The 16,835-nt window shown below is 63.7% G+C and carries 10 protein-coding genes and 1 tRNA gene; 8 read left to right on the top strand and 3 right to left on the bottom strand.

The window, feature by feature from the left end; all coding sequences use genetic code 11:
- Positions 1-127 precede the first annotated feature (127 nt).
- Positions 128-2,014, top strand: coding sequence for an MFS transporter (locus tag ACZ92H_RS01245; protein ID WP_131370816.1), 1,887 nt, complete (start codon positions 128-130; stop codon positions 2,012-2,014).
- A gap of 3 nt (positions 2,015-2,017) precedes the next feature.
- On the opposite strand, the gene ACZ92H_RS01240 is transcribed toward ACZ92H_RS01245, so the two are convergent.
- A complete protein-coding gene (locus ACZ92H_RS01240; RefSeq protein ID WP_465048285.1) occupies positions 2,018-3,544 on the bottom strand; it encodes a hybrid sensor histidine kinase/response regulator in 1,527 nt (508 codons plus the stop codon).
- Positions 3,545-3,552: 8 nt separating this feature from the next.
- Entirely contained in the window at positions 3,553-5,058 is a 1,506-nt protein-coding gene (locus tag ACZ92H_RS01235; RefSeq protein ID WP_465048464.1) for an ATPase domain-containing protein, read from the bottom strand.
- A gap of 413 nt (positions 5,059-5,471) precedes the next feature.
- Between ACZ92H_RS01235 and ACZ92H_RS01230 the strand changes: the two genes are divergently transcribed.
- From ACZ92H_RS01230 to ACZ92H_RS01210, 5 genes are all read left to right on the top strand, one after another.
- On the top strand, positions 5,472-6,680 hold the full coding sequence (locus ACZ92H_RS01230; RefSeq protein ID WP_465048286.1) for an efflux RND transporter periplasmic adaptor subunit: 1,209 nt from the start codon (positions 5,472-5,474) through the stop codon (positions 6,678-6,680).
- 15 nt (positions 6,681-6,695) lie between these two features.
- Positions 6,696-9,860: an efflux RND transporter permease subunit gene (locus ACZ92H_RS01225; RefSeq protein ID WP_465048287.1), complete on the top strand. Its 3,165-nt coding sequence runs from the start codon at positions 6,696-6,698 to the stop codon at positions 9,858-9,860.
- Position 9,861: 1 nt separating this feature from the next.
- On the top strand, positions 9,862-11,310 hold the full coding sequence (gene adeC, locus ACZ92H_RS01220; protein ID WP_131370804.1) for an AdeC/AdeK/OprM family multidrug efflux complex outer membrane factor: 1,449 nt from the start codon (positions 9,862-9,864) through the stop codon (positions 11,308-11,310).
- A 63-nt stretch (positions 11,311-11,373) separates the two neighbouring features.
- Positions 11,374-11,988 carry a TetR/AcrR family transcriptional regulator gene (locus ACZ92H_RS01215; RefSeq protein ID WP_131370801.1) on the top strand — a complete coding sequence of 205 codons (615 nt, stop codon included), beginning with the start codon at positions 11,374-11,376 and terminating at the stop codon, positions 11,986-11,988.
- Between the two features lie 101 nt (positions 11,989-12,089).
- A tRNA-Pro gene (locus tag ACZ92H_RS01210) sits at positions 12,090-12,166 on the top strand.
- 355 nt (positions 12,167-12,521) lie between these two features.
- On the opposite strand, the gene ACZ92H_RS01205 is transcribed toward ACZ92H_RS01210, so the two are convergent.
- The gene (locus ACZ92H_RS01205; protein WP_465048288.1) at positions 12,522-12,767 is read right to left on the bottom strand and encodes a hypothetical protein; all 246 of its coding nucleotides are present in this window, start codon (positions 12,765-12,767) and stop codon (positions 12,522-12,524) included.
- A gap of 288 nt (positions 12,768-13,055) precedes the next feature.
- Here ACZ92H_RS01205 and ACZ92H_RS01200 point away from each other — a divergent pair, with 288 nt between their 5' ends.
- Together ACZ92H_RS01200 and ACZ92H_RS01195 are read left to right on the top strand one after the other, a co-directional pair.
- Entirely contained in the window at positions 13,056-14,438 is a 1,383-nt protein-coding gene (locus ACZ92H_RS01200; RefSeq protein WP_465048465.1) for an aminotransferase-like domain-containing protein, read from the top strand.
- Between the two features lie 366 nt (positions 14,439-14,804).
- Entirely contained in the window at positions 14,805-16,817 is a 2,013-nt protein-coding gene (locus ACZ92H_RS01195; protein ID WP_465048290.1) for a S9 family peptidase, read from the top strand.
- The last annotated feature ends 18 nt before the right edge of the window (positions 16,818-16,835 follow it).

Raw genomic sequence — 16,835 nt, 5'->3', positions numbered from 1 at the left:
CGTGGCGCCAGCATGGCGCGGCGGGGCGGCTTTCATATTGACGAAAGGCAATATCGGGACATTCAGATTGTCGTGCGCGGGATAGTGCTGTATTTTAGCAATTCCTTAATTGCCCGTCCCCCATGCCATGAGTCAAAGCAGCCAGTTTTCCTTATTGTCGCAGCGCCGTTTCGGGCCCTTCTTCTGGACCCAGTTCTTTGGCGCCTTCAACGACAATCTGTTCAAGACGGCGCTGATGGTGATCCTCGCCTACGATGCGCTGAGCTGGACCACGCTCGATCCGTCTACCATCACCAACCTGATCCCCGGCCTGTTCATCCTGCCCTACGTCGTGTTCTCGGCCACGGCGGGCCAGCTGGCCGACAAGTTCGAAAAGGCGGGCCTGGCGCGTTTCGTCAAATGGATGGAGCTGGCCATCATGGCCGTGGCCGCCGCCGGCTGGATGACGCATACCCTGTGGCTGCTGGTGGCCGCCGTGGTGGGCATGGGCGTGCATTCGACCCTGTTCGGCCCCGTCAAGTACGCGTATCTGCCGCAGCAGCTGAAACCCGAGGAACTGGTGGGCGGCAATGGCCTGATCGAGATGGGCACCTTCGTCGGCATTTTATTGGGCGAAATCCTCGGCGCCGTCCTGATCGTGCACAAGCCGCTGGGCGTGGAACTGGTGGCCGGCGCCACCATCGCCGTGGCCGTGTTCGGCCTGATCGCCAGCTACCGCGTGCCGCGCACGCCCGCGCCCGAGCCGGACTTGAAGGTGAGCCTGAATTTCGTCGCCGAATCGTTCCGCAACCTGAATTTCTCGCGCAAGAACCGCCCTGTCTTCCTGGCCATGCTGGGCAACTCCTGGTTCTGGTTCTACGGCGCCCTGATCCTGGCCCAGTTCCCCGTGTATTCGAAGGATTTCCTGCATGGCGACCACAGCGTGTTCGTGCTGCTGCTGACCGTGTTTTCCGTAGGCATCGGCACAGGTTCCCTGCTGTGCGAACGCTTGTCCGGCCACAAGATCGAGATCGGCCTGGTGCCGTTCGGCTCCATCGGCCTGTCGCTGTTCGGCATCGACCTGTATTTCGCCAGCAATGCGTATGCGAACACGCAGGTGGTCGATGCGCTGGCGTTCGTCAGCCAGGCGGGCGTGCCGCGCATTTTGCTCGACATCGTCATGATCGGCGTGTTCGGCGGCTTCTTCATCGTGCCCCTGTTCGCCCTGATCCAGACGCGCTGCGACCCCAAGCACATTTCGCGCACGATCGCCGGCATGAATATCTTGAACGCCCTGTTCATGGTGGCGGCGGCCGGCGTGGCCATCGTGCTGCTGGGCCAGGGCTTTACCATTCCCCAGCTCTTCCTCGTTACGGCCATCCTGAATGCGCTGGTGGCGGCGTACATCTTCTCGCTGGTGCCGGAATTCCTCATGCGGTTCCTGGCGTGGATTTTGATCCAGACCGTGCACCGCGTGAAAGTGGTCGATGGCGAGCGCATCCCGGCGGAAGGCGCGGCCGTGCTGGTGTGCAACCACGTCAGCTACGTGGACGCCATCGTCATCATGGCGGCCAGCCCCCGGCCCATCCGTTTCGTCATGGACCACCGCATCTTCAAGACGCCGCTGCTGGGCTGGATCTTCCGCACGGCCAAGGCGATCCCCATCGCGCCGGCCAAGGAAGATCCTTTCCTTATGGAAAAGGCCTTCATCGACATCGCGCAAGCGCTGCACGAGGGTGAACTGGTGTGCATCTTCCCGGAAGGCAAGCTGACCCGCACGGGCCAGATCAGCGAATTCAAGGGCGGCATCGCCAAGATTGTCGAGCGCAGCAAGGTGCCCGTGATTCCGCTGGCGCTGCGCGGCCTGTGGGGGCATTTGCTCAGCCACCGCAACGGCCACCTGTTCGAACGGGCCTTCAAGGCGGGCCTGCGCTCGCGCCTGTCGCTGGCCGTCGGCGTGCCCGTGCCGCCAGAGGACGCCACGCCGGAACTGCTGCAGCAAAAGGTGCAGGAGCTGCGCGGCAAGTGGAAGTAACTTTCATGTTGTCCGCGTAACCGCCCGCTGCGCCAGGTGCTGGCCCAGCAGGGCGGCGATGGCGGCGAAGTCGACGGGTTTCGTCAGGTGATGGTCGAAGCCCGCTTGCGCCGTGCGCTGGCGCGCTTCGCCCTGGCCCCAGCCCGTCAGCGCCAGCAGCAGCACGTCGCGTCCGTGTGCCTTCTGGCGGATCTGCCGCGCCGCCTCATACCCATCCATGCCGGGCATGCCCAGGTCCATCACGATCAGTTGCGGCCACGCGGCGTCGACGGCCGCCAGCGCTTGCGCGCCGTCATAGGCCACGCGCACGGCATAGCCTTCCAGCTGGAACAGCGTTTGCAGCGAATCGGCGGCGTCGCGGTTGTCGTCCACCACCAGCACCTGCACGGCATGGCCGGCGCTGGCGGGCGCGGCGACCAGCGGCATGGCGGCCGGCCCTTCGACGAGGCTGGCCGGCAAGCTGACGACGAAACGGCTGCCCCGGCCAGGGCCGTCGCTGTGCGCGGCGATGCTGCCGCCATGCATTTCGGCGAACTGGCGCGCCAGGCTCAGTCCGATACCGAGGCCACTGGCCATCTGGCCCGCCACGGGGCGCCCCTGTTCGAACATGGAAAAGATGCGCGGAATCGCTTCCGCTTCGATGCCGATGCCATTGTCTTCGATGGCTACCTGCAGCTGGCCTTCGGCCATGTGGGCCGCAATGTGGATGTGCCCGCCATCGGGCGTAAATTTCACGGCGTTCGAGACGATATTCGCAAAGATCTGCACCACGCGCGCATAGTCGGCGTGCAATACCACCGTCTGCGGCGGCACGTCCAGGCCGATGCTGATGTGGCGGCTGCTGGCGATGGGCTGGCACAGTTCGATCACGTGGCCCAGCACCTGTTGCAGCGCGATATCCTTGCGCTGCAGCTGCACCTTGCCGCTGGTGATGCGCGCCACGTCGAGCAGGTCATCCACCAGCCGCGTCAGGTGCGTGACCTGGCGCTCGATCACGCCCTTCACCTTGGATACCTGTTCCGACTCCGGATACAAATGGCTGAGCAGGGCCACCGACGTCTTGATGGGCGCCAGCGGATTGCGCAGTTCATGGCCGAGGCTGGCAAGGAATTCATCCTTGCGCCGCTGCGTCTCGCGCACCTGGTACTGGCGCTGGCGGGCGCGCAGCATGGCATGTACCGAGGTGATCAGGGTCAGCATGTGCACGGGCCGCTCCAGCAGGGTCAAGTTGCCCAGGGTGGCGATGGCTTGCCGCAGGGGCAGGGAATCGAGTCCCGGGCGCGTCAGCAGGATGATGGGCAGGTCGGACCAGTCCGGCTGCTGGCGGGCGTAGTCGTCGAGCACCTGGTAGGCGCCCGCGTGCAGCGCCTCTTGCACCGTCAGCACGCCGCCCGCGCCCAGCGCCAGATGGTCGGCCAGTTCGGCGGCCGAGCGGCAGGCGTGGCTGTCGATGGCGCTGCTGCCCAGCACCTTGCCGGCCAGGCTGGCGTCCTGGCCGCCCGGCGCGTAGATCAGGATGCGCTGTTCCATGGCCAGTCCTAGGGGAATGGCGTGCCGCCGATGGTGGGCATGCCCGACAGGATGCCATGAAAGCCGGCCAGGGCCGGACCGATGCGGATGCCCTGCGCGCTGATTTCAAAGTTGCGGATGCTGCGTTCATGCGCGCTGCCGCGCTTCTTGAAGACGGAAATGGCTTGCCGCACCTCGCCTTCCGTTTCGTAGTAGCGCAGCATGATGACGCTGTCGGCCAGGTAGCTGGCGTCGGCCGAGGTGGTCATGGCCGTGCCCAGCATGTTTTGCTGCACGCCGACGAGCAGGGTGGCCACGCCGCGCTGGCTCAGGTAATTGAGCAGTTCATGCAGGTAGGTGCTCTGGAAGCGTTCGTCCGGTACGGCATGCATGTAGCCGTTCAGGCTATCGATGACAATGACCCGCGAGCCGCGGTCGGCCGCGTCCACCACGGCCTGGGCAAATTCGCCCGGGGTCAGCTCGGCCGGATCGACTTGCTGCACGCTGAGCAGGCCCATGTCGAGCGCCTGCTGGAGGCGCATGCCCACGCTGTCTGCCCGGTTCAGCAGCTTGCTGCGCGCTTCCTCGAACAGGAACATGGCGCATGGTTCGCCGCGCGCCGTGGCCGCGTGCGCGAATTGCGCGGCCAGGGTCGACTTGCCGCTGCCGGCGGGGCCGGAAATGAGGGTGCTCATGCCTTCTTCCAGGCCGCCGCCGATGATCGCGTCGAGTTCGGGAAGTCCGCTCGACAGGCGGCGGTGATTGCCGTCGCGCCGCGTGTCGGCCGCCACCAGGCGCGGGTAGACGACCAGGCCGTCGTGCGCGATCTTGTAGTCGTGCGTGCCGCCGCGAAATGGCACGCCCCGGTATTTCACGACGCGCACGCGGCGCCGGTCGTTGCCATAGGCCTGGTTTTGCAGCTCCAGCGAGATCACGCAATGGGCCACGCTGCGCACTTGCAAGCCGTCGTCGAGGGCCGAGCGGTCGTCGATCAGCATGGTGGTGCAGTGGCGGCTGGCCAGGTATTGTTTCAGCGCCACGACCTGGCGCCGGTAGCGCAGCGGATTTTCCGCCAGCAGTTGCAGTTCCGACAGGGAATCGAGCACCAGGCGGGCAGGGTGGTGCTTTTCGATGGCCGCCACGATGCGCTGGTTGGTCGAGGCCAGCTCGATTTCCGACGGGTGGAAGATGGTGTACTGGCGCTCCGGCGCAAGGAGGTCGTCGTCGGGTGTGACTTCCTCGATGCAGATGCCGGCCAGGTCCCAGCCGTGCGACAGGGCCGCGCCGCGCAGCTCGATTTCCGATTCGGCCAGCGCCAGGTACAGCACGCGGTCGCCCAGGCGCGCCCCTTCGGCCAGGAATTGCAGCGCCAGGGTGGTCTTGCCCGTGCCCGGCTCCCCCTCGACCAGGTACAGGCGCTCGGCCAGCAAGCCGCCGGCCAGCACCGTGTCGAGGCCGGGCACGCCCGTCGACAGCTGGGGCGTGGCGGCCGCAACGGCCGTTGCCTGTGGTGGAATCTGCGCCGGTGCCGTCATCATTGCTCCCTTGTCATGGCAAGATGTGGGCAACCATATTAGCGCACCTGCGCCGGCATGTCTTTTCGATACCATTAGTAAATATTCATCTCCGTGCGGGCGGGTGTTGCGCACGTGTCAGCAGCTTCAGCAAAGAAATCTTGACCCTGCTAAAGTATTCACTCAATCCAACTTTCCCGCATTGCCGTTTCGTCACCGTCCGCCCGGTTTCCCGACTGGTCCTTCTGGTGCTCCCACGCTGTTGTTGTCGTCATTTTATTGCATCATTAATAATAAAACTCGCTTAAAAGTTACTATGTTTCAATTGTAACGACGCTTGACGATTTTAGAATGATCGTTCATTCTTTGATCTGCGTTAATAAATTTATTCATTTCTAACGACACTAGCCAGCTTCTTTTTCAGAAAGTCCAAGATGCAACCAACTTTTTCCTTGACGTCGCCGCGTACGAGCGGCGCTATTGCCGTTCTGTGCGCCACTGTAATCATGGCCGGCTGCAGTAAAAAACAGGAAGCACCTCACGCGCAGCAAGCGCCACAGGTGGTCGTGTTTACTGTTAATCCGGCCGCGTTGCCGATGAGCGCCGAATTGCCCGGCCGCACGAATGCCTACCAGGTCGCCGACGTGCGCCCGCAAGTGGGTGGCTTGATCCAGAAGCGTTTGTTCGTCGAAGGTAGCGATGTGAAAGCGGGCACGGCCCTGTATCAGATCGATCCGGCCACGTACCAGGCTGCGTATAACTCGGCCAAGGCGGCCCTGTCGAAAGCCAAGGCCAATCTGCTGACGGCCGGTCCGAAGGCGGCCCGCTACAAGGAACTGGTTGCCATCGAAGGCGTGAGCCGCCAGGAATACGACGATGCGGTCGCCGCGTTCGAACAGGCGAAGGCAGATGTCGAGTCCGCTACCGCGGCGCTGGAAACGGCGAACATCAATTTGAAATACAGCACCGTGACGGCACCGATCAGCGGCCGCACCAGCCGCTCGACCGTGACGGCCGGCGCGCTGGTCACGGCTGGCCAGGCCGATGCCCTGACCACCGTGCAACAGCTCGATCCGATGTATGTCGACGTCACCCAGTCGAGCACGGACCTGCTGCGCCTGAAGCGCCAGATGGCCGACGGCTCGCTGAAAAAAGTGGGCGAAGGCCAGGCCAAGGTCGACCTGATCCTGCCGGACGGCACAAAGTACGGCGTATCGGGCAAGCTGCAGTTCGCTGGCGTTTCCGTCGATCCGACCACCGGCAACGTGGTCTTGCGCGCGCTGTTCCCGAACCCGAAAGGCGAATTGCTGCCAGGTATGTACGTGCGTGCGCAGCTGGAAACGGGCGTGGACGAAAAAGCCATCACCGTGCCGCAAGTGGGCGTGACGCGTAACCAGAAAGGCCAGGCCACGGCCCTGATCCTGAACAAGGAAAACAAGGTCGAGCAACGCGTGCTGACCACCAGCGGCACCATCGGCAACGACTGGCTGGTGACGTCCGGGCTGGCCGCAGGCGACCGCGTGATCGTGGAAGGCTTGCAAAAAGTCAAGCCAGGCGCCCCAGCCGTTGCCGTACCGGCCAAGGCAGCTGACGCGCCTGCCGCTGCAGCCTCTGCCGCAGCATCGGCTGCCAGCGCCCACTAATTCAGGAGAATATTAATGGCCCGTTTTTTCATTGACCGCCCGATTTTTGCCTGGGTGGTCGCGATCGTCATCATGCTTGCCGGCGTGATTTCGATCCTCAGCCTGCCGATTGCGCAGTATCCGAGCATTGCTCCGCCGTCGATCTCGATCAGCGGCTCCTACCCTGGCGCCTCCGCCAAGACCGTGGAAGACGCGGTGACCCAGGTCATCGAACAAAAGATGAAGGGTATCGACGGCTTGCGCTACATGGCGTCGTCGAGCGATGCGACTGGCGGCATCAGCATCACGCTGACGTTTACCAGTGGCACCAATCCTGACATCGCCCAGGTGCAAGTACAGAACAAGCTGCAGCTGGCCACGCCACTGCTGCCGACGGCTGTCACGCAACAGGGCCTGGTCGTCTCGAAAGCCACCAAGAACTTCCTGATGGTGTTCGGCTTCATTTCCGAAAACGGCAAGATGGACCAGACCGACTTGAGCGACTATGTGGCCGCCAACGTCGTCGATCCGCTGAGCCGTGCAGCCGGCGTGGGCGATGTGACCCTGTTCGGTTCGCAGTACGCCATGCGCATCTGGCTCAATCCGGCCAAGCTGCAAAGCTTCAACCTGACCCCGGCGGACGTGATCACGGCCGTGCAGGCGCAGAATGCGGAAGTGTCGGCCGGTGAACTGGGCGGCACGCCATCCCTGAAGGGCCAGCAGCTGAACGCTACCGTGTCGGCGCAGAGCCGCCTGCAAACGGCGGAACAGTTCGGCGCCATCCTGCTGAAAACCACCACCGACGGCGCCATGGTGCACCTGAAGGACGTGGCTACCATGGAACTGGGCCGCGAGAACTACAACACCGTGGCCCGTTACAATGGCCATGCGGCAACGGGCGTGGCGATCAAGCTGGCGACGGGCGCCAACGCGCTCGACACGGCCAACGCGGCGAAAGCCATGCTGAGCAACTTGAGCAAACAATTCCCTGAAGGCATGAGCTACCAGGTGGCGTTCGACACGACCCCGTTCGTGAAACTGTCCATCGAAGAAGTGGTCAAAACCCTCGTCGAGGCGATCATCCTGGTGTTCCTGGTGATGTACCTGTTCCTGCAAAACTTCCGCGCCACCCTGATCCCGACCATGGCCGTGCCGGTCGTGCTGCTGGGCACTTTCGGCATCCTGAATGCGTTTGGCTATTCGATCAATACCCTGACCATGTTCGCCATGGTGCTGGCCATTGGCCTGCTGGTCGATGATGCGATCGTGGTGGTGGAAAACGTCGAGCGCGTGATGAGCGAAGAGGGCTTGTCGCCGCTGGAAGCGACGCGCAAGTCCATGACGCAGATCACGGGCGCGCTGGTCGGCATCGCCATGGTGCTGTCGGCCGTGTTCGTGCCGATGGCTTTCTTCGGCGGCTCGACGGGCGTGATTTACCGCCAGTTCTCCATCACGATTGTGTCATCGATGGTGCTGTCCGTCATCGTCGCGCTGGTGTTTACGCCAGCCTTGTGCGCCACCTTGCTGAAACCGGTAGAGAAGGGCCACCACGCCACCAACAAGGGTTTCTTTGGCTGGTTCAACCGCAGCTTTGACAGCAGCAGCAACAAATACCAGGGCTGGGTTGGCGCCATGATCACGCACCGCGCCCGCTCGATGCTGCTGTACGTGCTGTTGCTCGCTGGCCTGGTGTTCATCTTCATGCGCCTGCCAACCTCCTTCCTGCCGGAAGAAGACCAGGGCATCCTGTTTACGCAGATTCAATTGCCGACGGGCGCCACGCAAGAGCGCACCCTGAAAGTGATCGAACAGGTCGAAGACCACTTCATGAACAGCGAGAAAGACAACGTCGCGTCCGTGTTTGCCGTGGCCGGTTTCAGCTTCGGCGGTAACGGCCAGAATACGGGTATCGCCTTCGTGCGCCTGAAAGACTGGGCGCTGCGCAAGGACGTGTCGCAGAAGGCGCCTGCCGTGGCCGGTCGCGCCATGGGCAAGCTGCTGCAGATCAAGGACGCGATGGTGTTTACCTTCGCCCCGCCTGCCGTGCTGGAACTGGGTAACGCCACCGGTTTCGACATGCAGCTGCAGGATATCGGCGGTGTCGGTCACGACGCCCTGATGGCGGCGCGTAACCAGCTGCTGGGCATGGCCTCGCAAAACCCCGTCATGGTGGGCGTGCGCCCGAACGGCCAGGAAGATACGCCGCAGTACAAGATCGACATCGACCAGCAGAAAGCCACGGCGCTGGGCTTGCAGATCTCGGAAATCAACCGCGTGCTGAGCGTCGGCTGGGGTAGTTCCTATGTCAACGACTTCCTCGACCGCGGCCGCGTGAAGAAAGTGTTCATCCAGGGCGAGGCCAGTTCGCGCATGCTGCCGGAAGACTTGAACAAGTGGTTCGTGCGCAATGCCGCCGGCGAAATGGTGCCGTTCTCGGCCTTTGCCACCGGCAAGTGGATCTACGCTTCGCCACGCCTGGAACGTTACGAAGGCTTGCCGTCGGTAGAGATCCTGGGCACGCCGGCACCGGGCCAGAGCACGGGCGCCGCCATGAACGCGATGGAAGAAATGGTGGCCAAGCTGCCGCCGGGTATCGGCATGAGCTGGACCGGCGTGTCGCTGGAAGAGCGCGAATCCGGTTCGCAGACGCCGCAGCTGTACGCGCTGTCCCTGCTGATCGTCTTCCTGTGCCTGGCCGCGCTGTATGAAAGCTGGTCGATTCCGTTCTCGGTGCTGCTGGTCGTGCCGCTGGGCGTGATCGGTGCCGTGCTGGGCACGTGGATGTTCGGCCTGTCGAATGACGTGTACTTCCAGGTGGGCTTGCTCACGGTGGTCGGCCTGTCGGCGAAGAATGCGATTCTGATCGTCGAATTTGCCAAGGAAATGCAGGAATCGGGCATGTCGCTGCTGGACGCGACCTTGCACGCCGTGCGCCTGCGTCTGCGTCCGATCCTGATGACCTCGATCGCTTTCGGTCTGGGCGTGTTGCCACTGGCAATTTCCAGCGGCGCCGGTTCGGGCAGCCAGAACGCCATCGGTATCGGCGTGCTGGGCGGCATGTTGACGGCCACGTTCCTCGGTATCTTCTTCGTGCCGGTGTTCTTCGTGCTGGTGCGCGGCTTCTTCTCGAAGCCGGACGCGCCGACCACGCCGGCGACGCCTGGCTCGCCAGCCGTCACGCTTTCTAAGGATGCGCATTAATATGAAAAAAACGCTACTCTCCATGGCGGCACTGGCCTTGCTGGCCGGTTGCAGCCTGGCTCCCACGTACGAGCGTCCGGCAGCGCCGGCGCCGACGGCGTGGCCTACGGGCCCGTCCTACAAGGCCGACACGGCGGCCGCCGACGCCAAGCCGGTGTCGGACATCGCCTGGCGCGAGTTCTTTGCCGATGCGCGCCTGCGCCAGGTACTGGAACTGGCGCTGGCGAACAACCGCGACCTGCGCGTCTCGATCCTCAACATCGAGAAGGCGCGCGCCACGTACGGCATCGAACGCGCCGCCCTGATCCCGACCCTGTCGGCATCGGGCGGCCAGACGGCCACGCGCATTCCAAAGAACGCCAGCACCACGGGCGAAGCGTCCATCAATCGCCAGTACACGGCGAACCTGGGCGTGTCGGCGTACGAGCTGGACTTCTTCGGCCGCGTGCGCAGCCTGTCCGACAGCGCGCTGGAGCAATACCTGGGCACGGAAGAAGCGCGCCGCGCTCAACAGATCAGCCTGGTGGCCGAAGTGGCCAGCACCTATCTGAACCTGGTGGCCGACCAGCAGCGCCTGCGCGTGGCGCAGGACACCCTGAAGAGCCAGCAGTCGTCGTATGACCTGGCCGTGCGCCGCTTCAGTGCCGGCGCCACCTCGGGCCTGGATAAATACGATGCGCAGACGAGCGTCGAATCGGCCCGTTCCGACGTGGCCGTCTACACCAGCCAGGTAGCGCTCGACCAGAACGCGCTGGTGCTGCTGGTGGGCGGCCCCGTGCCGGCCGACTTGCTGCCACAAGCCGAGTTCGGCAGCGTGACGGCGCTGGCCGAGATTCCCGCCGGCTTGCCGTCGGACGTGCTGCAGCGCCGTCCCGACGTGCTGGCGGCCGAGCGCACCTTGCGCGCGGCGAACGCGAACATCGGCGCGGCGCGCGCGGCCTTCTTCCCGCGCATCTCGCTGACGGCCACGGCCGGTTCGCTGAGCGACAACCTGTCCGGCCTGTTTAAGGCGGGCAGCGGCACGTGGAGTTTCATTCCGCAGATCAGCTTGCCGATCTTCGATGGCGGCGTGAACCGCGCCAACCTCGATATCGCCAAGGTGCAGCGTGAAATCTCCGTGGCGCAATACGAAAAGGCGATCCAGGTCGCCTTCCGTGAAGTGTCCGATGCGCTGGCCCAGCGCGGCACCATCGACGAGCGCCTGCAGTCGCAGGAATCGCTGGTCGAGGCGTCGACGAAGAGCTACACCATCCATGACGCGCGCTACAAGCAGGGCGCCGAGTCCTACCTGAACGCCCTGGTGGCCCAGCGCGCGCTGTACACGGCGCAGCAAAGCCTGATCACGGCGCGCCTGGCCAAATCGACCAACCTGGTGACCTTGTACAAGGTGCTGGGCGGCGGTTGGCAGCCTGAGCAGACAGCCGTCGCGGCGGCTGGCGGCGTCCAATAATCACGGGGACGCCGACGCCGGCCTTGCCCGCAAGGGCAGGGCCGGCGCGCTACTGGAAAAGTCATGAACCAAGTTGAAAAGAAGCATCCGGATCCCGAGCGCGCCAACACGCGGCGCAAGCAGGTCCTCGATGCGGCCGAAAGCTGCTTCAGCCGCCGCGGCTTCCACGGCGCCAGCATGGCCGAGATCTCGAAGGCGGCCGGCATGAGCGCGGGCCACATCTATAATTACTTCGACAGCAAGGATGCGATCATCGCCGCCTTCGTCATGCAGAACATGGAGCGGGTCACCAACCTGATGCAGGACCTGGCGCAGCGCGACGATCCGTTGCAGGCCGTGATCGACAACGCTGGCGAACACGTGCTGGAAAGCCTGGACCCGAAAACCTGGGTGATGCCGCTGGAAATTTTTGCCGAAGCATCGCGCAATCCCGCCATTGCCGAGATGCTGCACTGCGCGGACGTGCGCTCGCGTTCCTTGTTCCTGACGATTATCAAGGATGCGCGCATCAAGCGCGGCTTGCCGGCCGACGAGGCGATGCTGGAAGGGCGTTTGAATGCCATGATCGCCATGTACCAGGGCTTGCCCGTGCGCCTGGTGCACAATCCCGGCATGAAGGTCGAACCCCTGATCGCCGGTTTCCGCATCGTCCTGACGGCGCTGCTGCTGAACGAATAAGCCGCTGGTAGCAGGGCGAAAAAAAACTTTGCGCAGTTCGACAGAATCATGCGGAAAGCATGGCAAAAACCTAAAAGCGTCTGCTATAATTCCCACCTCGTCGGGGCGTAGCGCAGCCTGGTAGCGTACATGCATGGGGTGCATGGGGTCGGAAGTTCGAATCTTCTCGCCCCGACCATTAGATTCAAGGAGTTACGGCGCAAGCCGTATAAGAAACCCGGCACTGTGTATTGGACATTTGTCTGATACCGGTGCCGGGTTTTTCCGTTTACGTGGCGTGTGATGCGGTGGCGAGTGATGCAGTGGCGTGTGATGCGGTGGCGCGTGATGCGAACGCAAATCCGGCGGCAAGGCGCACATGCCCGCAGCAGTGGGGCTGCAGCGCATCAATGCAATGCCTGATGGCATGCCGGTGCATCATCCCGCGGCGATGCCATGCGCCTGAGCGGACGCTGCACCGCCTGGCCGAGCCGCCCGAGCCGCCTCGGGCCATTGCCGCCGCATCAGCGGCTACCGGCGGCTATTCCTGGCCATCATGAGAAGGTAAAGGTCAATTCCAGGCCGGCCATCCTGACGACGACGTAGGTGACGAGCCCCAGGCACAGCAGCAATAGCACGAAGATCGCGGCCACCTTGCCGCTCGCGCGCAGCACCGCGCGCGCTTCCTGCTCTTTGCCCTTTTTTCCTTGGTCGTAATGCCACTTGATGGCGAAGAACATGCCCGTGCACAGCACGAGAGCCTTGAAGGTAACGAAGACTATAGGGGTCCAATCCATCATTTTGAGTATTTCCAGGCTATTACAAGAGACTAACTATGGTGAGTAGCATTACCTCAAAACGCCGCGTCAGCAGCTTCATTTTTCAAACCGTCCCCATGCATCCTGTCTGAATCCTTCATTATAGCCAGCTATGAAATGTCCATGGCATCGCGCGCAGTGCGTTGCCGAATGCGGCTGAGGAGAAAACGTCCGCGACTGCCATGCAAGGATGGTGGTGCTATACGTTATGATGCATACTACTTGAAAACAACTTCCATACATTGAGACAAAATGTCCCAGTTGAAATCCATGCAAGATGACCATTTTTCCATCTGGTTGCCGCAATTGGCCGGCAGCAGAGGGCCGCGTTTCCTGCAGATCGCCGATGCCTTGCAGGCGGCGGTGGCAGACGGAACCCTGACTCCGGGCGACCGCCTGCCGCCACAGCGCCAGTTGGCAGCACGGCTGGGCATCGACCTGACGACGGTCACGCGCGCATACGACGAAGCCCGGCGCCGCAACTTGCTGGAGGGCCGCGGCGCCCGGGGCACATATGTCGCGGCGCCGAAAGTCGAATTGACCGCCATCCTCGACCTGAGCATGAATACGCCGCCACCGCCGGACGGCGTGGACTTCGACGACATGCTGAAACAAGGTTTGTCGCAAGTATTGATGAGGGCGGACAATGAATTGCTGATGACGTATCACCTGGGCGGGGGAAGCGACTCCGACCGCAAGGCCGGAGCCAAATGGCTGGCACCGATGTTTGGCCAGCTGGACGCCCGGCAAGTGCTTGTCTGTCCCGGCGCGCAGGCGGCGATCGCCGCCTTGATCCTCGCGCTGACGCAGCCTGGCGATGTCATCCTGGCGGAGCCGGCCAGTTATCCCGGCTTGCGCGCGGCAGCGACCCAGTTCGGCCGGCACGTCATTGCGGTGGAAGCGGACAGGCACGGGATGGTGCCCGAGTCGCTGGAGGAAGCGTGCCGCCTGCATCGGCCCGGGCTGGTCTACCTCAATCCGACATTGCAGAACCCGACCGCCATCACGATTCCGCAACGCCGGCGCGAGGAGCTTGCCAGCATCGCGCTGCGCTGCAATGTCCGCATCGTCGAGGACGATCCCTACTGGCTCCTTGCCGATGCGCCGCCGCCGCCCGTCGCCACGTTTGCCGCGCAACAGGTGTATTACATCTCCACCCTGTCGAAATGCCTGACGCCCGGCTTGCGCGTCGCCTTCGTGCTGATACGCGACCCGATCGAGCGCGAACGCTTCCTGGTCGCGCTCAGGTCATTTGCGCTGATGGTCGCGCCCCTGACTGCCGCCCTGGCCACGCAGTGGATACTCGACGGTTCGGCCGACAAATTGCTGGATGGCGTACGCAAGGAGGCGCGCCTGCGCCACCGGATGGCGAGGGATATCCTGGCCGGGCGGTACAGCGGCCAGGGCGACGGCCTGCATGTATGGATCGAGTTGCCGGCGTATTGGAACTGCGCGCAGCTTGCGCGCGCAGCCGCCAGCTGCGGCATCGCCGTCACGCCGGCGGAGGCATTCGCCACCGGCAGCGTAGTCGTGAATGCCATCCGGATCTCCCTGGGCTGCATCCAGGACCGTGGACGCTTGCAGGCGGGTCTGCAACGGCTGTCGCATCTGCTTGCGCGGCGGCCCGAGCCGTTCAGCGCCGCCGTGGTCTGACCGTCCAGGAAACACGCCGCTCAGCCAGGCGTGCCACATGCGGCCATCGATTGGCCTGTCCTGGCGCCGCGGCCCCTTGCGGCGGGCGGCGCAAGGGCCATCTTCCGCGTGCCGATGGCAGGCGGGCGGGCATGGCGGGACGCCGCCTCTGGAATCGGGGATGGCAGCTTGTGCGTGTTCCCTCCACGTCGCTCCGCGCCCGCCTGGGCCTGTTGCCTGCATTTCATTCCCCCCTTCCAGCATCCTGTCCCTCGATTTCCGTCCCCTATCGCTGTAATCAACCTGGCAACACGGCTTTGCCCTATGATTTGCCGGCACATGCACAATTATTATGTTTTCCCTTCATTCAATAACCATGAGGTGTCCATGATCCGCTATGCCCTGCCTGTCCTGTTGTTTGCCGCCGCACTGCCGGCCCACGCCCAAGCCCCTGCCCATGACGCGCCGCTGATCGAGCGGGCGAAGATCTTTGGCAATCCCAGCAAGTCCGGCGGGCGCATCAGCCCCGATGGCAAGTGGCTGTCGTGGATCGCGCCGCGCGATGGGGTGCTCAATGTGTGGGTGGCGCCGGCCAGCGACCTGGCGCAGGCGCGGCCGCTGACGCAAGAGAAGGTGCGGCCTATCCGCAGCAGCTTCTGGTCGCCCGATTCGACAACGCTGCTGTTCATCCAGGACAAGGGCGGCGATGAAAACTTCCTGCTGTATGGCGTCAACGTGGCGACGGGCAAGCAGATCAATTACACGCCGTTCGAGAAGACGCGCGCGCGCGTGATCCAGATCAGCAGCAAGGTCAAGGACCGCATCCTGGTGGGCATCAACAACCGCGATGCGCGCTGGCATGACGTGTACAGCCTCGACCTGGCCAGCGGCAAGCTGACCCTGCTGCAGCAGAATGATGGCTACGCGGGTTTCCTGGCCGACGAACAGCTCAAGCTGCGCATTGCCAGCAAGGCGCGCGCCGACGGCGGCATGCAATACTTTCGCATGACGGATGGCAAGGTCGAGAGCGCGCCGCTGGTCGAGGTGGGACTGGAAGATTCGCAGACCACGGCGCCGCTGGCGTTCACGGTCGATGGCAAGACCCTGTACTGGACCGATTCGCGCGGTCGCAATACCTCGGCGCTGCTGGCGCAGGAAGTCGCCAGCGGCAAGACCACGGTGGTGGCGCAAGACCCGCGCGCGGACATTTCGGACGCCCTGTATGACACGCGCACGGGCAAGGTGCAAGCGTATTCCGTCGATTACCTGCAGCAGGAATACCTGCCGCTGACGGACGAGCTGAAGGCGGACCTGGCCTTCCTGAAACAGCAGACCAAGGGCCAGTTCAGCGTCAATTCGCGCACGGAAGCGGACGACAAGTGGCTGGTGGGCGTCGATACCGTCACGGCGCCCGCATCGAGCTGGCTGTATGACCGCAAGAGCAAGAAGCTGACGCAGCTGTACGTCACGCGGCCGGAACTGGAAGGCGCGCCGCTGGTGCCCATGTACCCGCAGGAAATCAAGGCGCGCGACGGCCTGACCCTGGTGTCCTACCTGACCCTGCCGCAGGCATCGAAGGCGGATGCCGGCGGCAAGGCCTCCCGCCCCGTGCCGATGGTGCTGCTGGTGCATGGCGGCCCGTGGGCGCGCGATACCTATGGCTACAACGGCTACCATCAGTGGCTGGCGAACCGCGGCTACGCCGTGCTGTCGGTGAACTACCGTGGCTCGACGGGTTTCGGCAAGCAGTTCATCTCGGCCGGCGACCTGCAGTGGGGCCGCAAGATGCATGACGACTTGCTCGACGCCGTGCAATGGGCCGTGAAGAGCGGCGTGACGACGGCCGACAAGGTGGCCATCATGGGCGGCTCGTATGGCGGCTACGCCACCCTGGCCGGCATGGCATTCACGCCCACCACGTTCGCCTGCGGCGTCGACATCGTCGGCCCGTCGAACCTGTTTACCCTGCTGCAAACCATCCCGCCGTACTGGGAAGCGGGCAAGCAGCAGTTCTACAAGCGCATGGGCGACCCGACCACGGAAGAGGGCCGCGCCCTGCTGAAGGAACGCTCGCCGCTGAACTTCGCGCAGGACATCCAGCGCCCGCTATTGATCGGCCAGGGGGCGAACGACCCGCGCGTGAACGTGGCCGAGTCGGACCAGATCGTGGCGGCCATGGCGGCGAAGAATATTCCCGTCACCTATGTGCTGTTCCCGGACGAAGGCCATGGCTTTGCGCGCCCCGTCAACAACATCGCCTTTAACGCGGTGACGGAAAACTTCCTGGGCAAATGCCTCGACGGGCGCGCCGAGCCCATCGGCGCCACGCTGAAGGCATCGACCGCGCAGGTCAAGCATGGCGCGGAGTTTGCGCCGGGCTTGCAGGAGGCCATGCGTTAAGAGCTTATGCCCGCAGGG

This window comes from Janthinobacterium foliorum (assembly GCF_978021625.1).
This window is presented reverse-complemented; position numbering and strand designations above follow the sequence as displayed.